This is a genomic window from Micromonospora trifolii, from assembly GCF_050516465.1.
Classification (GTDB): domain Bacteria; phylum Actinomycetota; class Actinomycetes; order Mycobacteriales; family Micromonosporaceae; genus Micromonospora; species Micromonospora trifolii.
The window spans coordinates 1490698-1510594 of the sequence record NZ_CP191526.1 but is presented as its reverse complement, the minus strand read 5'-3'; the positions used below and the strand labels follow the sequence as shown (position 1 = coordinate 1510594).

Annotated in this window: 18 protein-coding genes; 9 read left to right on the top strand and 9 right to left on the bottom strand. The window is 67.0% G+C overall.

The window, feature by feature from the left end; genetic code table 11:
• Nucleotides 1–1225: 1225 nt before the first annotated feature.
• From ACQRWP_RS06895 to ACQRWP_RS06885, 3 genes are all read right to left on the bottom strand, one after another.
• A complete protein-coding gene (locus ACQRWP_RS06895; protein WP_430501306.1) occupies nt 1226–1765 on the bottom strand; it encodes a DinB family protein in 540 nt (179 codons plus the stop codon).
• 478 nt (nt 1766–2243) lie between these two features.
• Entirely contained in the window at nt 2244–2828 is a 585-nt protein-coding gene (locus tag ACQRWP_RS06890; protein WP_430501305.1) for a LuxR C-terminal-related transcriptional regulator, read from the bottom strand.
• 47 nt (nt 2829–2875) lie between these two features.
• Nucleotides 2876–4261 carry a sensor histidine kinase gene (locus tag ACQRWP_RS06885; RefSeq protein WP_430501304.1) on the bottom strand — a complete coding sequence of 462 codons (1386 nt, stop codon included), beginning with the start codon at nt 4259–4261 and terminating at the stop codon, nt 2876–2878.
• 148 nt (nt 4262–4409) lie between these two features.
• On the opposite strand from ACQRWP_RS06885, the gene ACQRWP_RS06880 reads away from it, so the two are divergent.
• Both ACQRWP_RS06880 and ACQRWP_RS06875 read left to right on the top strand, forming a co-directional pair.
• On the top strand, nt 4410–5147 hold the full coding sequence (locus tag ACQRWP_RS06880) for an ABC transporter ATP-binding protein (protein ID WP_430501303.1): 738 nt from the start codon (nt 4410–4412) through the stop codon (nt 5145–5147).
• Nucleotides 5141–7615: an FtsX-like permease family protein gene (locus tag ACQRWP_RS06875; RefSeq protein ID WP_430501302.1), complete on the top strand. Its 2475-nt coding sequence runs from the start codon at nt 5141–5143 to the stop codon at nt 7613–7615. Before ACQRWP_RS06880 ends, ACQRWP_RS06875 begins: the two co-directional genes overlap by 7 nt.
• 358 nt (nt 7616–7973) lie before the next feature.
• Here the strand turns inward: ACQRWP_RS06875 and ACQRWP_RS06870 are convergent, their stop codons facing one another.
• Complete coding sequence (locus ACQRWP_RS06870) at nt 7974–8261, bottom strand: hypothetical protein (protein ID WP_430501301.1); 288 nt, start codon at nt 8259–8261, stop codon at nt 7974–7976.
• Nucleotides 8262–9315: 1054 nt separating this feature from the next.
• Entirely contained in the window at nt 9316–9927 is a 612-nt protein-coding gene (locus tag ACQRWP_RS06865; protein ID WP_430501300.1) for a hypothetical protein, read from the bottom strand.
• A 45-nt stretch (nt 9928–9972) separates the two neighbouring features.
• On the opposite strand from ACQRWP_RS06865, the gene ACQRWP_RS06860 reads away from it, so the two are divergent.
• Nucleotides 9973–10104, top strand: coding sequence for a hypothetical protein (locus tag ACQRWP_RS06860; protein WP_430501299.1), 132 nt, complete (start codon nt 9973–9975; stop codon nt 10102–10104).
• An 81-nt stretch (nt 10105–10185) separates the two neighbouring features.
• Nucleotides 10186–10812, top strand: coding sequence for a TetR/AcrR family transcriptional regulator (locus tag ACQRWP_RS06855; protein ID WP_430501298.1), 627 nt, complete (start codon nt 10186–10188; stop codon nt 10810–10812).
• Nucleotides 10813–11053: 241 nt separating this feature from the next.
• Here ACQRWP_RS06855 and ACQRWP_RS06850 read toward each other — a convergent pair whose 3' ends face one another.
• Nucleotides 11054–11509 carry a DUF1772 domain-containing protein gene (locus tag ACQRWP_RS06850; RefSeq protein WP_196926089.1) on the bottom strand — a complete coding sequence of 152 codons (456 nt, stop codon included), beginning with the start codon at nt 11507–11509 and terminating at the stop codon, nt 11054–11056.
• 195 nt (nt 11510–11704) lie between these two features.
• Here ACQRWP_RS06850 and ACQRWP_RS06845 point away from each other — a divergent pair, with 195 nt between their 5' ends.
• The 4 genes from ACQRWP_RS06845 to ACQRWP_RS06830 all read left to right on the top strand — a co-directional run bounded on the left by ACQRWP_RS06845 (nt 11705) and on the right by ACQRWP_RS06830 (nt 15389).
• On the top strand, nt 11705–12325 hold the full coding sequence (locus tag ACQRWP_RS06845) for a TetR/AcrR family transcriptional regulator (protein WP_430501297.1): 621 nt from the start codon (nt 11705–11707) through the stop codon (nt 12323–12325).
• Entirely contained in the window at nt 12288–12800 is a 513-nt protein-coding gene (locus tag ACQRWP_RS06840; protein WP_430501296.1) for a KAP family P-loop NTPase fold protein, read from the top strand. The genes ACQRWP_RS06845 and ACQRWP_RS06840 overlap by 38 nt, the downstream gene beginning before the upstream one ends.
• Entirely contained in the window at nt 12800–13957 is a 1158-nt protein-coding gene (locus ACQRWP_RS06835) for a TIR domain-containing protein (protein ID WP_430501295.1), read from the top strand. Before ACQRWP_RS06840 ends, ACQRWP_RS06835 begins: the two co-directional genes overlap by 1 nt.
• 676 nt (nt 13958–14633) lie before the next feature.
• Nucleotides 14634–15389 carry a formylglycine-generating enzyme family protein gene (locus ACQRWP_RS06830; protein WP_430501294.1) on the top strand — a complete coding sequence of 252 codons (756 nt, stop codon included), beginning with the start codon at nt 14634–14636 and terminating at the stop codon, nt 15387–15389.
• A gap of 712 nt (nt 15390–16101) precedes the next feature.
• Here ACQRWP_RS06830 and ACQRWP_RS06825 read toward each other — a convergent pair.
• The 3 genes from ACQRWP_RS06825 to ACQRWP_RS06815 all read right to left on the bottom strand — a co-directional run bounded on the left by ACQRWP_RS06825 (nt 16102) and on the right by ACQRWP_RS06815 (nt 17903).
• Nucleotides 16102–16512 carry a hypothetical protein gene (locus ACQRWP_RS06825; protein WP_430501293.1) on the bottom strand — a complete coding sequence of 137 codons (411 nt, stop codon included), beginning with the start codon at nt 16510–16512 and terminating at the stop codon, nt 16102–16104.
• 648 nt (nt 16513–17160) lie between these two features.
• The gene (locus ACQRWP_RS06820) at nt 17161–17319 is read right to left on the bottom strand and encodes a hypothetical protein (protein ID WP_430501292.1); all 159 of its coding nucleotides are present in this window, start codon (nt 17317–17319) and stop codon (nt 17161–17163) included.
• Nucleotides 17313–17903 carry a transposase family protein gene (locus tag ACQRWP_RS06815; protein ID WP_430501291.1) on the bottom strand — a complete coding sequence of 197 codons (591 nt, stop codon included), beginning with the start codon at nt 17901–17903 and terminating at the stop codon, nt 17313–17315. Before ACQRWP_RS06815 ends, ACQRWP_RS06820 begins: the two co-directional genes overlap by 7 nt.
• A gap of 301 nt (nt 17904–18204) precedes the next feature.
• On the opposite strand from ACQRWP_RS06815, the gene ACQRWP_RS06810 reads away from it, so the two are divergent.
• Complete coding sequence (locus tag ACQRWP_RS06810; protein ID WP_430501290.1) at nt 18205–19893, top strand: hypothetical protein; 1689 nt, start codon at nt 18205–18207, stop codon at nt 19891–19893.
• The last annotated feature ends 4 nt before the right edge of the window (nt 19894–19897 follow it).

The following is a 19897-nucleotide window of genomic DNA, read 5'->3' as shown; positions in this document are numbered from 1 at the left end:
TCTGATCCATAGGAGCGTCCCGCGTCCGCCGACACCGGCGTCGTCTTCCGGCTAGCTCGTGGCCAACGTTCATCTAGTGGCAGCCGTTGGCGTCATGCGGGGTCAGGCTGGGGTCAGCGATCTCTGCCAGAATCGACCGATGCCCATGATTCCAGGCTATGAAGACGACCCCCTGGTCGATGGTGCGTACCTGGTAGACGAGCCACTGTTCTGGGCGAGCCACTTGTTGCAATGCACCAACGGCGTCGAAGAGCCGCTGTGTGCGGGATTCGGAGTCAGCAAGGCCGACCTGTTGCAGTTTTTCGAACGGGTCAGCGCTGAGCGCCAGTGGCCAGCGCTGTCAGTCCCGCTCTCGGCAGGGCACATGCTTCATGTCTTGTACCGCAACCATCCCGGGGAAGGGGGGTACGACTATCTGCTGCACCATCCTGACTGGAAGACGACGGTTCCCTTGGCAAGGGTCGAAGGTTGCTTCAGGGGCCTGGGCTGTGCTGGCCAGAGTTGCTCGCCGTCGCGCATAAGGCGGCCGAAGCCGGATCGGCCCCGAGCCTTGACCCTCACACCTTCCTTCTGTTGTTGCCGATCATGAGCGACGCGGACCTCCCCCTAGACGCGAACGACGTCCTCGCTGCGATGTTGACCGCCTGCGGCGCCGCCGGAGAGACCCGGGCGCTGGCTCGGATACTCCTTGCGGAGCAGGGCTGCTGGGGTCCGCAGCAATGGACTCTGACGCCGGCCGGGCGGATCAGCGAGACTAGGCACGCGTTCCGCCGCCCTGGGGCTATGTCGTCAGACATGCTGGCTCAGGTCAGTTTGCTGCTGGGGCCCGGTGGCAACGCTTGACAACCGCGCTGCTCGCTGAAGCTTGACCGACGGCCAAGCAGCGCAAGGCCAACTCCAACCTGACTGATCTTGGTCTCGAACGGCGAAAGAGCCGACCCGATTTACGGATCAGCCCTCTGGCCTGCGTCGGGACGGCCGGATTCGAACCGACGGCCCCTTGACCCCCAGGCAACCAACACGGCCCTCCGAACTGCCCTGAAGCATCGGCTGAACTGCTGAGACGATCCGACTTCGTCCCGACGCGTCCACGCGTGATCGTCGTGATCGTCACCCAGTCTGTCACTCACTGGCTCCGGGCCGCCCCGGTTCTGCTGTCCGGCGTTCCTCACGGTGAGGTTGCATCCTGACGGCGGTCCTTATGCCGACCCACCGCCCCGGTGGGTCACAGACCGGTTCGCCCGTCGATGCACTCGCGCAGGAGGTCGGCGTGGCCAGCGTGCCGCGCATACTCCTCGATCACGTGGACAAGCACGTCGCGCATGGCGTGGCTGCCACCGTCGACCGGCACCTGGCGGCCCAGGTCGGCCTCCTCGAGGGCGTCGAGCCATTCGTCCGCCCTGGCGATCTCGGCCTTCCAGGTTGCGAAGACGTCCTTCACCACCGCTGGGTCGGGGACCCGGCCCCCGAAGTCCCAATCCGGGTCGTCCTCGTGCTTGTCAAGGCGTGATGCGTCGGTCCGCCCTTGCAACACGCGCTGGAACCAGTGGTTCTCCATCTGAGCCAGGTGGCGGACCAGGCCGAGCAAGCTCAGGGTGCTGGGCGGTACCGAGCGTCGGCCGAGCTGCTCGGCGTCCAGTCCGTCGCACTTCATCTCGATGGTCAGACGGTAGTTGCCGAGGTACTCCCGGTAGGTCGCCTTTTCGCCGACGGGCTCGCCGAAGGTCCTGGGGTCGTCCTCGGGGGCGGTCCACAGTTTGCTCACGGCGCCACCCAATCGCGGGCGGACCGCACCAGTCAAGCAAGCTGCGGTGCTCCAACTTCGACGGCCGCCAGGAGGAATTCGATCGCCGCTCGCTCATCGGCTAGAAGCGAATGTTGCCGCATCCGCGTCTTCGGCCAGAGGTTCATCGTCGGTAGCCAGCGGATCGGGGACCGCGTAATCCATCAAGCGGAGTCAACGTGTACCGCATCAACCGCGTGCACCATGTATGCGGAGCCAGCCTTCTCCTCGCGCACGAGCGCCGGCATGCGGCCGGGGTCGATCAGCAGAGCACCATCGTCTGCGTCTCCGAGGTCAGCGCCCGCAACATGACGTGGAGGGTCACGCCGTGTCCGGATTGTGAGGAGGCGGTGACAGCGAGCTGTCATGGCCGGGAGATGCCCCGGGCCGCAGGACGGCGCGGGTGGGCCTTGCTGCTGCGTTCGGGCCGCCTCGCTAAGGGGAAAAGCGCAGGCCAGGGTCAGGAGCGGAGGAACGTGAGCACCGCCAGCACTCGCCGGTGGTTCTCCTCGGCCTGCGGCAGGTCCAGCTTCTGAAAGATGTTACGGATGTGTTTTGCGATCGCCGCCTCGGTTACCACCAGTCTGGCGGCGATCGCGGCGTTGGAGCGGCCCTCCGCGACCAGCGCCAGCACCTCGCGCTCGCGAGCGGTGAGCGGTCCTAAGGGGTTCCGCCGCCGGCGCAGCATCTGCCGCACGACCTCGGGATCCACGATGGTGCCCCCTCCCACGACCCGGTTGAGGGCGTCGAGAAACTCTTCCACCTGCCCGATGCGGTCCTTCAACAGGTAACCGAGGCTTGTCCCGTCACCGACGTTGAGCAGTTCCGTGGCGTACACCGTCTCGACGTACTGACTGAGCACCAGGATCGGCAGGCCGGGGCGGGTGCGGCGCAATTCCACGGCGACACGCAGCCCTTCGTCCCTGAATCCCGGTGGCATGCGCACATCGGTCACGACCACGTCGGGATCGTGCGTCTGCACCGCTTCGTGCAGGCTGTCGGCCTCGGACACCGCGGCCACGACCCGGTGCCCGAACCGCGCCATCAGGCCGATCAGGCCCTCCCGCAGCAGAACGCTGTCCTCGGCGAGGACTATTCGGAGTCCGGTAGTGGCTGGCAAGAAATCTCCACGACTATCTGGGTGGGTCCACCCAGCGGGCTGGACAGCGACAGTCTGCCATCGACGACAGAAACCCGGTCGCCGAGACCGAGCAGGCCCGTCCCCGCGCCGACGTCGGCACCACCGCGGCCGTTGTCGCAGATGGTTACCACCAAGCGGCCATGCGAATAGCCGCCGAAGATCTCGCCGTGGTCAGCGCCGGAGTGCTTGGCCATGTTCGACAGCACCTCCGAAACAACGAAATAGACCGTCGACTCGATCGGCCGGGAGAATCGCTGCGGCAGGGCGAGGTGAACGTCCACCGGAATCGCGGATCGAGCCGCCAGATCAACGAGTGCCGCATCGAGGCCGTGATCGGTGAGGACCGGTGGATGGATGCCGCGAATCAGTTCCCGCAACTCCACGAGAGCCCGTTCGGCCTCGTTCTGCGCGCGGGTCAACTGCTCAGCTAGCGGTCCGGCGGGCGCGTCCAGCCGGGCCATGCCGAGCATCATCGTGAGCGCCACGAGGCGTTGCTGTGCGCCGTCGTGCAGGTCTCGCTCGATGCGCCCGCGCTCGGCCTCGAACGCGTCGACCAGGCGGAGCCGGGAGCGGGTGAGCTCGGTGATCCGGTCGCCCAGCGGACTGATCGGCGAGGCGATGAGGAATCGGGCCAGCGCCGCACGGGAACCGGCCAGCAGACCCAACCCGTACGCGCAGGCAACCAGAGCGACGAGCCCCGCCGCGCAGACGGCGAAGGCAGCAGGCCAGGAGGTGACCGGGTACGCCTTCAGCACGTTGACCTGCTGTCCTTCGCCCACGGTGGCAAGCAGGAGCGGGGTGGCGAGCAACGCGAGGGGCACGGTCACCGCCAGGAGCACGGCAAGCAGGTCGATCGGCCAGAGCACCAGCATGAGCAGCGCCGCGAATCCCAGCTCGCGCCACGTGACCGGCTCGGTGAAGCGGGTCCGCAGCCACGAGGCGAGGCCCGGGTGCGGCGGGGTCCGGTGCGCGTTCGGCACCGGACGGGCGCCGATCAGTCGCAACGACCAGCGCTCGATGCCGGCAACAGGCAGGCCCAGCAGGGGGATCGCGCCGAGCAGCGGGATCCCGATGACCACCACCGCCAGCAGGCCCCCGACCGAGAGCAGAAGCAGCGTGACGACCAGCGTCAGGAATCCCGTCAACCCGCTGGCGATCAGATAGCCCACCGAGCGCAAGGGCCAGCCGGACCGCAAGAAACCGGGCCGGGCTAATGCGTGCCACACATTCTGCGCGCTCACCCGAACAACCGTAGGCGGCGCGTGATCGCGTTTCCAGCCAGCAGGTGCGACCGGGGAAGGTAGCGCCTGCGTTACCAACAGGATCGCTGCCAGCACTCTCCTTCATCGGCCTTCTCGCGCCGGGACAGAGCATGGTGATCTCCGGCTGCATGCTCGCCTCGCACCGCGTCGTATCGCTAGCACTACCGCAAAGACTCACTCCTGCGAGCCTGTGCGCGGCCTCGCCGTACGCCAACGTTTAACCGTGACCCGTGACGCGATCCGGCTCCGCTCCGTCACCCGCGCCTATGGCGCGGGTGACGGAGCGGTGGCCGCTCTGAACAAACTGTCGCTGTCCTTCTCCGAGAGCACCTTCACCGCCATCATGGGTCCCTCCGGCTCGGGCAAGTCGACGCTGCTGCAGTGCGCGGCCGGCCTCGACCGCCCGACGTCCGGCTCGGTGCTGCTCGGTGAGACGGACCTGACGACGCTCAACGAGACGAAGCTGACCCTGCTGCGCCGCGAGCGCATCGGCTTCGTGTTCCAATCCTTCAATCTCCTGCCAGCCCTGACGGCCGAGCAGAACGTGGCGCTGCCGTTGCGCCTGGCTGGGCGGCGTCCGGGCCGCTCCCAGATCCAGGACGCCCTTGCCCAGGTGGGGCTGGCCGGCCGCGCCAAGCACCGCCCCGGCGAGATGTCCGGCGGCCAACAGCAGCGGGTCGCCATCGCCCGGGCACTGATCACCCAACCCGAGGTGCTCTTCGCCGACGAGCCCACCGGCGCGCTGGACTCCACCACAAGTAGCGAGGTGCTCACGATGCTGCGAACCATGGTGGACGAACAGCGGCAGACCATCGTCATGGTCACCCACGACCCGGTCGCCGCGTCGTACGCCGACCGCGTCGTCTTCCTCGCCGACGGCCACCTCAACGGCGAGTTGAAGTCGCCGACCGCCGCGGCTGTCGCGGCCCGCATGACCCGGATGGAGATTGTCGCGTGCTGACCGTGATCCTCAGCACGCTGCGGACCCGATGGGTGACGCTCATCGGCACGTTCGTCGCACTGGCACTGGGAGTGGCCCTGATCGCCACGATGGGCCTCGGGCTGGCCTCGACACTGGACGCACCGCAGCAGAAGCCCGAGCGCTTCGCCACGGCGCCGGTAGTGGTGCGGGGCCCCGACGAGCTGCGGGTGCCCTCCCCGATCGGGGACCGCACCCAGCCGCTCGCGCAGCCGCGGGGTGTCGCGCCCGAGATCGCCACGGCGCTCGCCGTGAAGATGACCACCATCGCCGACCGGTCGTTCCCGGTCCGGATGGCCACGGGCGACAACCACGGCCTGGTCGGGCATCCGTGGTCGATCGCCGCCTTCGGCGGGTACCGGCTGACCGGTGGGCGCGATCCGCGCAAGCCCGGCGAGGTCGTGCTGGCCGGCGACCCTTCGCTGGTCGGCACGACGCTGCCGGTGCGTACGTCGGCGGGGCTGAGCAACCGTCTGGTCTCCGGCGTGGTCGCGCCGGCCCGCTTCGAGGAGGCGATGTTCTTCACCGACGAGGAGGCGGCGAAGCTGTCGCCTCGGATCGACAACCTCGTCGTGCAGGCGGCGCCCGATGCGGTCCGTAGGCTCGTCGGCCCGAGCGCTAACATGCAGGTGCTCACCGGCGACGACCGGCACCGGGCCGATCCGGAGCCCAACCGCGACCGGGACGCCCTCATCGCCATGAACGCGCTGCTGGGCACCGCCGGCGGCGTCACCACGTTCGTCTCCGTCTTCGTGGTCGGGTCCACGTTCGCCTTCGCCGTCGCCCAGCGGCGCCGCGAGATCGGGCTGATACGTACTGCTGGGGCCACCCCGAGGCAGGTCCGCTCGATGATGTTCATGGAGGCGGCGGCGGTGGGCGTACTCGCCTCGACCGCCGGGTGCGTGCTCGGCTCGTACGGCGCCCCTTGGCTCGCGAGCCTGCTCGTCGACGAACAGCTCGCCCCGCCGTGGTTCACCATCGGCGCCCATTCGTGGCCGTACCATGTGGCCTTTGGGACCGGACTGCTCGTGGCGCTGGCCGGCGTCACGGTAGCGACGGTCCGGGCCGGACGGATCCGTCCGGTCGAGGCGCTGCGCGAGGCGTCGGTGGACAGCAGGGCGATGACGCTCGGGCGCTGGATATTCGGCGCCGGGCTGCTCGCCGCCGGGCTCGGCACGCTCTCTTGGCGGATGCTGTCCGACCCCGCCGACGCCCTGCACCGCAAGACGTACACCACCCAGCCGATGCTGTTGATCACCGCGGTGGCACTGCTCGCGCCGATCCTCGTCCAGCCGCTCACCCGGCTGCTCGCCTGGCTTCCCGCGCAACTACCCGGTGCCACCGGCATGCTGGTGCGAGAGAACGCCGCCGCCGGGGTCCGGCGTACCGCGGCGATCGCCGCCCCGGTGCTGGTGACCGTGGCACTGGCCGGATCGCTGCTGGGGGCGACGGCGACCATCAGCGAGGCAAAAGTGGCCGAGATCCGCGGCCAGACCCGCGCCGACCTGATCGTGCAGGCGGACGACGCGGCCGCGGGCCTCGACAGCCGTACGGTCATGCAGGTCCGGCAGGTGCCCGGCGCCACGGTGACAGCCAGCGCCACCACCGCCGTGTACACCCTGGAGGAGGGCACCGCCCTGATCCGCTCGGACGCGCACGCCGTCGATCCCCGCGAGCTCGCCGTCGCCCGCAAGCTGCCGGTGCGCTCCGGCGACCTGGCCGACCTGGCCGACAGCAGCATCGTCGTCAACGACGAGTGGGCGCAGCGCACCGTCGGCGAGCGGGTCGGCGTCTGGCTCGGCGACGGCACGAAGGTATCCCTGCGGATCGCCGCCGTCATCGCTGCCGGTACGGGCAACAACGGCGTCTTCGTGACCCCCCGCAACGCCCCCGGGGTGGCACCGGACCGGCTGGACGTCACGTGGGCCGTCGGCGCCGACACGATCGCCGGTGCCGCGGCAGTGCGGGCCGCCCTGCAGCCGACCGGGGCCGAAGTGCAGAGCCGGGCGGAGTGGATCCAGTCGGAGTACCCGAGCAGCAGCCGCCAGACCCGCGTCGGCTACCTCGTGGTCCTCGGCATCGCGCTGATCTACACCGGTATCGCGCTGGGGAACACGATGGTGATGGCCACCTCGGACCGGGTACGCGACCTCGCCGTGCTGCGGCTCGTCGGCGCGACGAACCGGCAGATCCTCGTCCTGGTCGGCGTCGAGGCGCTGACGGTCGTCGTGGTCGGCGCAGTGCTCGGCACGATCGTGACGGCGTTCAACGTGCTCGGCATCTGGGGCTCGCTGGCCGCGCTGTCGGTCCGGTCGACAGTGGTCCTGCCCTGGCAAACCCTCGCGGCGGCGCTGGGGGCGTGCGCGGTGGTGGCCGTCGTAGCTTCCGTGCTGCCCACGATCAGTGCCCTCCGCACGCGCCCGGTGGAGCTGACCAACGCGCGCGGATGAACGCCGCGCGGCGACGTGAACCCGAGGTGGCCCAGTTCGGCGAAGGCCGACCCCCTCGTGCTGGAGCTGGCAGGTTCCCGCGACCCAGACAGCGACACCTGCAAGGCGCAGGAACGCCTCGACATGTCCAGCACGCCAAGCACATCCGGGCCTCGTTCCCGACGGACGTACCTGTTGTCCGGGGCGGTCACGGCGACGTCTGAGCCTTGGGCCCTGGTCGAGCACCGGCGGTCAGCCCAATGGCTCAGCGGGTCGTCGACCCTCGTCAGCAAGCAGTACCTCGGTGAGCCACTTCGACCTGGCCACACACATTGCAGACGCACCGCTTCGCCATCGCCCGTGGCGTTCGAAGATCTACTCAAGGTGAAGTCAGGCGTCGCTGGTCGGATGCGGCGACCTCTTCGGTGCTGCTGACAGTCCAACGTTCGGTACGGGGGTCATACAGGATGATGCTGCCGTCGTTCAGAACGATCCGGTCGCGGTAGCTGTCCGGGTCGGCGGCAGTCGTGGCCTCCTGGTCGAACTCAGCGAGCGCCGGGATGACGTCGGCGAGCAGGATCGTCATCGTCATGGATGGCTCGTCGAACGCCCGGTTCAATGTCTCGGCAACTTCGTGGGCGGTAGCGGTCATCATGAAGTCCTTCATCGTGCGCTCGTGGTACTACCGCCGAAGTAGCAGTGGTGCCGGCGGCTGAGGTCTTGTGGTTTCGGACCGTCCGCTGCCTTGTGCCCGCGTCACGCCCCGCTTATGCGTCTTATCCGCATTCGACAGTGCTGACACTGCGAATCTCCTCGTCGCGCAGTCGTAGACCGTCCAGCCTCCCCGGACGGGGACAAGGTGGAGCGCCCTACCGTACGAACGACCTTGTCCCCGTCCGGGGAGGCTGGTAGCCCTTGTGGTGATCCGCCCCCAGCTGATCTCTGAGGGCCGGGGTTCGGGGAGGAGCCCTGAGGTCTTCCGATCGTGTCGTCCCTTAGCGTGGCCGGCCGGCCCGGCCGATGCCGGCCGGAGGTCGCCAGCAGGCCGGGGCCTGGCGGCGCGGCCCGCTTGCGGGCCGCCTTGATTCAGCAAGAAAAAGAATCCGGCAATCAACCGCACTGGTCGCTGAAGCTTGACCGACGGTCAAGCAGCGCCAGGCCAACTCCAACTTGACTGATCTTGGTCCCCAAGACGGCGAAAGGGCCGACCCGATTCCGGATCAGCCCCTTGACCTGCGTCGGGACGGCCGGATTCGAACCGACGACCCCTTGTTACCATCCGTAACGAAATCGAGCTTGTCATTGATTGCCAAAAATAGGCGCTGAGCTGCACAGACACGATCAAACGCTGGTCGCTCCTTGTCACTGATTGTCAACGGCAGACGGGGGTTTTCGGGGGGTAACCGGGGGGCCCGGCAGACATGACAGTGCTGGGTCCCACCGCGCCCCGCTCCCCCGCCATCGGGGACGTGCCGTCACCAGAAACAGCGTGCGCCCGCCCGTCGCGACTCGCCTACCCCGGGCAAGGGGTTCATCTCGGTGGACCGCTACGGACCGATGCCGACGTGGGATACGCCTTATCGGCGCCATCCCGCTCAGCTGAAGATCAGCCCACCTAGGTCCCGCGCCAGGCGTTCGGAACCCGTCTTTCTCACGAGCCCTCTCAGCCGACGCGCCTCCACGACCCGACGCGGTGCGCGCTCATGCCGATGAGCGGATGTCTATGCCTGCGCGCTCTCCGGCGGTTCGACGCGCTGCTGTGCTGGATGGCGACGCTGGCCGTCGGGTAGATCGGCCTGCCGATGGTCTGATCGAAATGACTCAACGGGACCGGTGCGTCGATTGTTCGGTAACGCCTGGATGGGAACGGATGTCAGGCGGATCAGGGTGATGCTGTAGGCGACGATCCACACGACCCAGATCAGCCAACCGACAAGGCCGAGGAGACCGACTGGACCGGGGTCGTCGATGACCAGGGGACTCAGCACGGCCGAGCCGAACTGGAGTGCGGCGGCCAGCAGGCCGATCCCGCCGTGCCAGCGGCGGATCAGGTCGGCGCTTCGGCCGCTGATGGACAGGCCGGTCATGGCCAGTGCCAAGAAGGTGCCGTTGAAGATGAACAGCGCGTTGTGCAGTGCCCAGAGTCCGGCGATCGTGCTGCTGTCGTGCGCGGTCGTTGACGCGAGCGCGAGCCGGGTGGCCATCACGCCGGTGAAGGTTATGTTCTGCAGGATCACCCCGGCGAATCCGACCAGGGACCAGGCTGTGCCTTGCTCGCGGTCGGTTCGCCACAGCACGGAGACCGCGCCGGCGCCGAAGAGGGTGGCCAGCACCCAGGCGATCGGTGCGAGTGCTGACGCGAGGCCGACGGTGTTCTGTTGGGTGGTGAAGAACTGGACAACGGCGTTGGTCTCCGCACCGGTGTGGGGCAGGCCGGCTGGTACCAGGAAGGCGTTGATGGAGACGATCAGGATGGCGAAGCCGAGTCCGGCGAGTCCGGCGATCCGTGAGAACGTCCAGGTGATTCGTTCGACGCGGAGTTTACGTGACATCTATTCAATATAAGGTCCGGAAACCGAAGGGGGCGAGTCATGACCGCCGAGGCAGGCAGGCGCAGGTACGAGTCGCTGCGCCGGGCGGCGCAAGCGGCAGAGACCAGGGGTGAGATCGCCAGCGCCGCTCGTCGGCTGTTCCTCTCCCGGGGCTGGGCGGCGACCACGGTACGTGACGTGGCGCGGGAGGCCGGGGTCTCGGTGCCGACCGTCTACGCGGTGTACGGGAACAAGACCGGGCTGATCCAGGCCCTGGCCGACGCGGCAGACATCGCCGCGGATCCATCGCAGTCGCTCGCCGAACTGGAAGGGGCCGAGAACGATCCGGTGCGGCAACTCGCGGCGATGGCCGGCTACGACCGGCGCCTCTTCGAGCGCGCCGGTGACGTCATCACGCTCGTGCGCGAGGCGGGCCGCACCGAGCCCGAGCTGGCGAGCGTCTACCGCGACGGCCGTCAGCGGGGGGACGAGACCAGGATCCAGGTGTTCTCGTCCTGGCCGGGCGGCGTTCTCCGGCAAGGATTGGACATTCCGTCGGCCGTCGATATCTACGCGGCGATCTGCAACATCGACGTCTACACCACACTGACCGACGAACGCGGCTGGCAACCCGATCAAGTCGAACGCTGGTGGACCGGGGCCCTGGCCCGCGAACTCCTGACCTGAAGTGTCATGAGGCGCCTCATGACAGGCTGTCCTGGTACGGAAGATTACGAGGTAGACGACGGCCACGAAGGCCACGCCACCTCGTCCCACGGGCACCGCATCCAAAGCCAGGCGGGTACTGGCCGCGACTGACCGTCGGCAAGCCGGTCGCACTGATCCGGTATCCGCTTCTGCAATCCCGGACACCACAACGGATCCCGTCAACTCACTTCACGTGGTCAACGGGTAACCCAACACTCTCTCAGCCGACCGTGGCGACCGAGAGGGCGACGAGCAGGAAGGCCGCGAGATAGGCCCACGAACGGTATCCCTGAAACCACTCCCAGCGGTTACGGCGCTCTTGCCAGCGCTCCGGAGGGAAATCCTTGTCCCAGCGCAGTGTGGACAGGTTGATCGGCACGTTCACGACCACGGTCGTGACGATGCCCGTGGCCCAGGTCGCGGCCGCGACCCAACGCAACACCTCGGGCAACCCGGCCCCATCAGGGCGGGCCGCGTAGCTGATAGCCAGCACGAGCGAAGCCGTCATCAGCACCGGCATCACAATCCCGAAGGTACGCAGCAGACCCTGTTCGACCAGGATGTGGTCACGCGGCGCCAGACGCTTGACCACCGGATGCACAAAAGCATAGGAGCCGAACTCGGCGCACGCCGTGAACCCCAGCACCGCGACGGTGGCGAACATCAGCACGTCCATACCCGGTCCTCTCATCGTGCCCGGACTGCGCAGTGTTACGCCCCATCGGCGAGCTGTGCCGCAGCATCCGCGACGTGACACCGCACATGAGAAAGCACGGCTGGAGCCGATCGCCGCGATCGCCGGTGCTCCCGCCGAGGTGGCCGATCGGCAGCGCATCGCAAAGGTTATTGATTGATTGATAACATGTCAACCATGGGTCAGAAACGAATCTCCTCGCCCCAGCGACGCGCTTCCGTGCTCGCAGCGGCGATCCGGATCTTCGGCAGCAAGGGCTTCGCCGCAACCACCACGGCAGACATCGCCCGCGAGGCCGCCGTGAGCCAGCCCTACGTGGTGTCACTCTTCGGAAGCAAAGACGCGCTCATCCGAGCCGCGATCGAGCACGCGCTCGACAGAGTGGTCGAGGTGTTCGAGCAGACGATCGACGACGACGCACCTGGCGACCTCGCACCGCGTATCGGTGTCGCCTACCTTCAACTGTTCAAGGAGCAGGGATTGCAACTCTGCCTCGCGCACGCCTTCACCGCCGGCACCGATCCGGAGATCGGGCCACTCGCCAGAGACGGCTTCCTCCGCGTCTACCGAGTGCTCGTCAACCGCGGCGATCTCACACCCGAACAAGCCAGTCAGACCCTCGCCGCCGGCATGATGGCCAACGTCATCCTCGGCTTACGTCTGGCCGACGACTATGACCGTGAACCCGAAATACGCGAACTCCTCTCGGCGACCTACCCGAGCAATGTCGAGCTCCTCAGGACCGTCACCGGTGCCTACGATGGCGTCGCCCCTCTACAAGGTGGGGCCGGCGTTTGATCCGCTGGTGGGTCAGGTCAACGACGGGACGGTCGGATCGTTGGGCTGCAACTGCGAGGGTCTCGGCTTCGACACCTACTCCCGGATCGTGGCCAGCGCCGCGACCAACACGCGTGGCCCGTTCACGATCGGCGTCTTCGGCGAGTGGGGCACCGGCAAGACAAGCCTCATGCGCCTGATCGAGCGACGCCTCGACGACGACCCGAACGTGGTGACCGTGTGGTTCAACGCCTGGCGCTACGAGCAAGAAGAGCACCCAATCATCCCGCTCGTCGGTACGATTGTGCAGGCGCTGGAGCAGCACCAAGGAATTGCCGCCACCTTCGGAGCGGCCGGCAAGCGCCTCGTCCGGTCATTGCGAGCGATCGCGTACGGCTTTTCAGCCAAGTCGAAGGTCAAGGTACTGGGCTTCGCCGAGGTGGAGCCTTCAACAGCCTCGACAAGACGAAACTCAAGGACACGCTGCGGGTCGTAGTGCTCATCGACGACCTCGACCGCTGCTTTCCAGACCAGGCAATCCGGCTGCTCGAGAGCATCAAGCTGGTTCTTGCCCAGCCCGGCTTCATCTTCGTCCTCGGCGTCGCCCGCAAGGTGATCGAGGGCTATCTGCAGCACCGTTACACCAAGCAGTACGGCATCGCGGACTTCAAGGGCGAACTCTACCTTGACAAGATCGTCCAACTGCCGTTCCACATCCCGCCGTCCACGGGGCGGATGGGCCACTTCTGCAAGCTGCTGCTGGCCGACCAACCGGCGACGGTCGCCGCAGAGCTCGACCCGGTGCTGCCGGTGGTGGCACAAGCGCTGGGAGGCAACCCACGTGCGCTGATCCGGTTCGTCAACAACATCCTCATCGACCATGCGATCAGCCAGGACCTCGCAGGCTCCGTCGAACGAGGCGGCATTCCGATCCGATTCTTCACCGTGACCCGTTGTCTGGAGCACCGCTGGCCAGAGGTCTTCGACGCACTGACCACCTCGGACGACGTCGCCAAGGCAGTAGATGCCTGGACGCCCGACACCTACGCGACACACGCGGGAGGCGCCGGCCCGGCCGCGACGGTGGCGACCCAACTGCTGTCCGATCCCGAGCTGCGGCTGTTGCTGAAGGGCGCGCACGGCCACGAGTGGCTGACTGATCCGGTGCCAAGAGGAGCAAGCGTCAGCTTTCTCTTCACCCAGCAACGCCTCTCTCAGCTGGACACCTCCGAGGTCAGCGTCAAGTACGACGCCTTCGTGTCCTACCAGGCCGACAACCGCCGCGAGGCCATCCAGATCGTCGACGGGCTTTCCCAGGCCGGCCTGCGAATCTTCTTCGACCAACACATCAGTCCCGGCACAGACTGGCAGGAGACGCTGAACAACGCCCTAAGTTCGTCGAGTGTCCTGCTCCTCTGCGTCGGGGCGCGCACCGGCGAGTCGCAATGGCAGACGCGGGAGTTGGACCTCGCACTCGATCGGGCGGAAACGCTAATCATCCCCGTCCTACTCCCCGGCACAGACCTCTCCACCGCTCCCGACTTCGTTCGGCGCCGGCAGGGGGTTGACATGCGCGACGGCGTCTCCGAGGAGGCCGTAACCCTGCTAATCCGAGCTATTGAATCTCGGCGCCGGCGCCCCTCCTCCTCGTAGGCGGCAGACAAGGAATCGCGGCGGCAGGCCGCCCTGTTTCGACGTACCCGTCGGCTTGATGGTCCGCCTCGACATGGGGTTCATCGTCCTGTGGTGTTGCAGCCTCCCTGACGACGACCTGCTGCGGGATCGGGCACGGCTGGCTGACGGATCCCGCGCGCCGGCCTGCCGGTCTTCGACCAAACACCAACGGGGCCTCCGGCACCTAGCTCTCTGTCCAAACCTTCCTATGCAAGTCGGCTAACGTCACGGCGAGATACTTGCCCAGGCAGCCCTCGTGGGGAACGAGGAGACTTGAACCGACAAGAACCTCATGTCGAGCCTCGTTCAAGGCTTGTCATTACTTGTCAAACCCCTTGCTACCGACAGTAGCCGGAACAAGCTTGTCATTGCTTGCCGAAAGTGGTCGTTTAGCTGCGAAGACACAGCCAGGCGCTCATCGCCCCTTGTCACCCTTCGTCAATGATTTGGCGGGGTTTTCGGGGGTGCACGGGGGTGAGTTGTTGGTGCGATGCGTGCGTCCGCCAGCCAGTTGGTCGCCGGGCGACGCTGCCAGGCCCAGTTCAATGGTGCTGCCAGCTTTCGGCCTGAAGCTTCGACAGGCCGTTGATCTGTGCGCAAGCTGCGGGGCATCGGGAGAGACCACCGGACGACTTGGCTGCTAGCGTTCGCTGCCATGTGGACCGAGGAGATCGTGGCCGGGCGACCGGCTTGGCGGCACATCCCGTCGGGGGTCGTGTTTCGCGAGGTCCCGGGCGGCGCGTTCCGGATGGGGCTGTCCGAGGCGGAGCTCGACGCGGTACGCGCCATCGAGCGCAGCGGCGCTGTCGAAGACACCATCGACCCGTTCCTTGCCAGTGCCAAGGACGCACAACCGGTACGCGAGGTGCACGTCGAGTCGTTCCTGCTCGCTCGGCACCCGCTGACCGTGGCGCAGGTCCAGTACTGGCTGCCCGAGTACGAAGACGACTACGCCGAGGCGACCACCGGCACGGCTCGGCTCGAAGGCGACCTGAAGGGCCTGCTCGAGTTGTTGCCGTTCGACCTGCCCAGCGAGGCGCAGTGGGAATACGCAGCCCGGGCCGGCACCACCACGCTGACCTTCCACGGTGACGGGAAACCCGACGAGGACCAGCTTCTCGACGATTTCGGCGACGAGACGCGGACGGCCGCCGGCGAGAACGCGTTCGGGCTGGCGGCGATGGGCTCGGCGAACGAGCTCTGCGCCGACGTGTGGATCCCCGGGTTCGACGGCGCACCGTCGACCGCGCGACCGCGGACCGGAGACGGGCCCCGGACCGTACGCGGCGGAGCCGCCGATTTACACCCATGGCAGGGCTGTGACGAGTGGCTGCTACTGCTTTCCGCCACCCGGTACGAACACGCCAACTTCACAGCCGTACGCCCGGCCGCACCACTGCCACCCCACTGAGGCTGGTGGGAGTGGATCTGTCGCGAGCCGGCAAGCAGGCTCGATGGACGCCGAGCAGGGATGCGGCACCGCCCTTCGGCCTCACCGCTCGCACAGCCCGCTTGGTCCCCCGGCAGCACGGTAGTCCGGTCCAAACCTGCCGGCCGGACACGACGCTGCGCGACGAGTCAGGGCGATCGAGGCGTATCCCAACCTCGACGGGGTCCTCGATACGCGGCCTCAACGAGCGACGTTCCATCGAGCGTGAGGAGATTGACGCGCCGAGGTCGAGAGGACGGCGTCGCGGCGTCGTGCGGCCTCGTAGACCAATTGGTCAACGGAGGTCCTCACCGGCTGCTGGCAGGAGAGCCGTGACTTCTTCACTGTCAGCGTCGGGGGTTAGCAAGCGATGTGCCCGGCTCCTGACACAGCTTCACGAGAGGGTCGTGCCGCTCGCATACCGCCTGCACCGCCGGAGCGAGACGTGTCGCAGATCAGTGAGCTGACGGCCGCTGGCTGCTTGCCGGGAGGCCGCTTGCCGCAGACACGTCGCGATGATGCCACTGCCCGCGGCCATGGTTGTCAAACCCATGAGGTAGAGCGTCGGCATCCCCTGGGAGAGGGCGTAGAAAATGAGCGGAACGCCGGTTTTCGGGGGGTAGACGAGGGTGCCACACAGAATCCCGCCAGGTCTGTTCGCCCCCGCTGGCCCTGCCGCCGTCTGGCGCCTGCCTCAAGGCATGGGTGCTGACCGAATCTGTGGCAGCCCTTCCTCGGTCAGCACAACCGTCAGCGGAACCGCACGCGACGGTGCGCTCTCGATGCTGTCCCGCAACGACCGGTGCACAGGGCACTCGCACGATGGATGCAGCGGATCCGGACACTGGGCAAGAGCAGCGTGCAACTGTTGAACTCCGTCAACGGCGATCGGCCACGACCAGTCCATGTCCCACGGCTCCTCCCAGGGCTGGTGGAAACAATCATGATCGAAGTAAACGAGAAGCCCGGCCTCGCACAATGGACAAGCGGACAGGCTGGTCCAGCGGTAGTTGACCTCGTGCCCGGGAGTACCGTGCGGCACGCCCCAACTGCCGATACGAACAACGGTGCGCTGGTCCACTCGGCAGGCGACGCAGATACGCATGGCTAACCCTCCTCCGCCATCTGGCGACAGCCACCGCAGGGATCGACGCAATCACGGACGCCGTCAACGCAGCAGCGCACAGCGTGTCAAGGGAGGCAAGAAATCGACGCGACCATCCACCGATACGGGTACCAGTAGCAGGCGGTCGCCAAGATGCCGACCCCGGCCTCGATGAGGTGAATCCAGTACAACCTTGAGGAGACTCGACCCCGAATCCATGACCGCCGTTCGGCGGTGGGCATGGCTCCCCGTGATGCATCTCCAAAAGTCTATTGCTGGCCCGCCTTCTGCACCGTGGTCACCGACCGTCAGCCTGGGCCCGCGCAGCACAGCGGTGACGGTCTTCAGCTCTCGAATCGAGGGACGGCTGTTGGCTGTCGGGGGCCTTCCGCTCGGATGAGAGTGCTGAGGTGGCGGCTTGCTTCGATGGTGTTGATGGGTTGTCCGGCGAGGCGACTGAACAGGGTGTCGAGCGAGTAGTGGGCCAGCAAGTGATAGCGGGCCAGGTACATGGCAATTGCGGTGGCCGGGTAGCCGCAGAGGTGCGAGCAGAGCGTAGGTCAGAACTTGGTCGACCGAGTCAGGTAGAGCCCGAGGTCATCCCTTCGGCACGATGCCCGGATGATGTTGCTGGTCCCTGCGAACCCCCTACAGCCACGCCGGCCCGACGACCACTTCGCGCCCGAAGCCCACGCGGCCCGTGCCGCCGGGATCGACGTCGCGGTGATCGACCACGACGCGCTGACCCGCGACGAGCCGCAACGCGCGATCGCGGCCGTGCCCGCCGACGGCGCCGCGGTCTACCACGGGTGGATGCTCTGCAGCGACCAGTACGCGGCCTCCGACGACGCCATCGCCGCTCGTGGCGTAACCCTCCGCACCAGCGGCGATGAATACCGCCGCGCTTCATCCCCGACCTCACCGACCCGACCACCGCCTGCCTGGTTTAGTGCGGCCAGCAGGTGCACCTGGGCCCCGGTCGGCCCACTGCCGCGCAGTGTCCTGCCGTCGACCGCGATCACTCGTCTGCCGGCCCCGGTCAGACCCGCCCGGCTGAGCAGCCAGCGGCACACCGCAGCATCGAGGGCGTCCGCGTCGATACCGGTCAGTACCCGGGACAGGGTGCTGTCGTCAGGCACCCGCCGGACACCGGTGAACGCGTCGCGGGTTGCACCGAGACGATCCCACGCCGCGTCCGGCAGGTCGGCGGCCCATTTGACGATCTCCACGACGTGGCTCGATCCCGAAACCACCGCCGCGATCGCGATCGCGAGCAGTCCCGGCAGCGGATGGATCCGGTCGCCAGCGTCCCGTGGGTCCGGAACCCGGGCGAGGGCCTGCAGCAACCCTGGCGTGTCCTGTTCCGACAGCGGCAAAATTCGCCGCTGCAACGATCGCGACTCCTGCGTGACAAGGCGCCTTTGATAGACAGCGTAAGGCCCCGCTACCGGAACGACATTGATAGATGTCTTGACTCTATGCGCCGCCCTGCTCATGATTTACTGCGGCGGTTCAACAGTGAGGGTCAATGTGATGACGCAGGTAGAGCCACCGGCAGGAGGCCCCACATCAGCCGTCGCTCTCAGCGAGCTTGGAAAAAATGGCCGACTCGCGCGTGCCAGTTCAGGCACGAGGGATTGGCTGACACGTGGGGCCCATCGGCGGGAACTGAGTATCGCGAGCCTCGGTTCGGTGCTCCTCGCCGTCGCGATGATCTGGCTGATTCCGCCGTACGCGGTTCGCGTGGTGACTGCCGGCGCCAAGACTGTGCCGATCGCCGACCCGGCCCACACCATCGTCGGTGACGTGGGTGACCCGACGGCCCAAGCATGGCTGGTGGGATGGGGTGGCCACGCTCTCACCCACGGTCTGCGTGGCCTGTGGGATACCAACGCTTTCTATCCCGACACGTACGGCCTAGCCCTGAACGACAGCCTGCTCGGCTATGCCCCGGCAGGGCTGATAGGCAACGGTGTAGTCGGCGCCGTGCTGCGCTACAACATCCTGTTCGTGCTGGCTTTCGCGCTCGCCTTCCTCGGCGGCTACGCGCTCCTGCGCCAGCTTGGCGCGAATAAGGTCGCCGCCGCGGTAGCCGGGGCCGCCCTCGCCTACGCGCCCTGGCGCTACGGCCACGACGGCCATTTGAATATTCTCTCCACCGGTGGTATCACTCTGGCCCTGGCGATGCTGGCGCGCGGCCACGGACTCTCGTTCACCCGCGGCTACCTTGCCGAACGAGTCCGGCCGGGATGGGCGTTCGCTGGCTGGCTGGTCGCGGCCTGGCAGGTCAGCCTAGGCTTCGGCGTGGGGCTGGGATTCGTATACGTCCTCGCCGCCCTCTGCCTGATCACACTGATAGCCTGGCTGATCCACCGCCCACGCCTTAGCCTCCGGCTGATCGTCGGTGATCTGATCGGCGGGCTGGTCTTCACCGCGGTGACCGGATACTTCGCGTACGCGTACCAACACGTGCGCGAGCTCAACCCAAATGTCACCCGGGACTGGGACTACGTCGCGCACTTCTCCCCGACACTGCGCGGACTTCTCGTGGCGCCGCAGTCCTCGCTGCCCTGGGGCACCCTGCACAACGACGCCCGCACCGCTCTTGGTGGCGTACCAACTGAGAAAGTGCTGCTATGCGGGTATGCACTGTATCTACTGGCCTTCGCCGGCCTGTTCCTATCCCGCTGGTCGCCGGTGCAACGGCTTCTGCTGCTGTTTGGGGTGGTCGTCGGAGTGTTGCTCGCGCTGGGCACGAACGGGCCGATCTACCGCCTGCTCTATCTGTACGTGCCCGGGTTCGATGGATCCCGTACACCAGGCCGGTTGATCTTGTGGCCCACTCTCTGCCTGGCCATCCTCGCGGCCGGCCTCGTTACCCACCTGGCCGAGGTGGCTCGCAGGGGCGCCAAGCCGAAATGGTCGGTGGAAGCGGCACGGCTACTGACCGTTCCGTTGCTGGTCCTCGTGCTAGCTGAGGGCCTGCCTGACCTGCACCACCCTCAAACCCCAGCCAAACCGGCCGCGATGGCGCTAGCCTCCGCGCACGCTCCGATCATGGTATTGCCGTCCGACGACGGCATCGACCTCAACGTCCTACTTTGGTCGACCGACGGTTTTCCCGCCATGGTCAACGGTGCGGCCAGCTACACCACACCCAACCGTCAGGCGATCCGCGACGTTATGGCGACCTTCCCCAGCGAGCCGGCCTTGGATCGGTTGCACCAGCTCGGCATCCGCAGCGTCGTCCTGCTGCGCAACCGGGTCCAAGGCACCCCATACGAACCACTGCTTAACATCCCCGACGTACCCGGCATCACCCGCCATGACGTCGGGCCAGACGTGGTTTACACCATCGACACCAACACCAAGAACCCCTAACGAA

Bases quoted from the DNA above. Each gene is read 5' to 3' on its own strand.
- ACQRWP_RS06850 (WP_196926089.1), bottom strand. From the start codon at position 11,509: ATGGACGTGCTGATGTTCGCCACCGTCGCGGTGCTGGGGTTCACGGCG.
- ACQRWP_RS06845 (WP_430501297.1), top strand. From the start codon at position 11,705: ATGGGTCAGAAACGAATCTCCTCGCCCCAGCGACGCGCTTCCGTGCTC.
- ACQRWP_RS06890 (WP_430501305.1), bottom strand. From the start codon at position 2,828: ATGGCGCGGTTCGGGCACCGGGTCGTGGCCGCGGTGTCCGAGGCCGAC.
- ACQRWP_RS06840 (WP_430501296.1), top strand. From the start codon at position 12,288: ATGGCGTCGCCCCTCTACAAGGTGGGGCCGGCGTTTGATCCGCTGGTG.
- ACQRWP_RS06825 (WP_430501293.1), bottom strand. From the start codon at position 16,512: ATGCGTATCTGCGTCGCCTGCCGAGTGGACCAGCGCACCGTTGTTCGT.
- ACQRWP_RS06870 (WP_430501301.1), bottom strand. From the start codon at position 8,261: ATGAAGGACTTCATGATGACCGCTACCGCCCACGAAGTTGCCGAGACA.
- ACQRWP_RS06830 (WP_430501294.1), top strand. From the start codon at position 14,634: ATGTGGACCGAGGAGATCGTGGCCGGGCGACCGGCTTGGCGGCACATC.
- ACQRWP_RS06855 (WP_430501298.1), top strand. From the start codon at position 10,186: ATGACCGCCGAGGCAGGCAGGCGCAGGTACGAGTCGCTGCGCCGGGCG.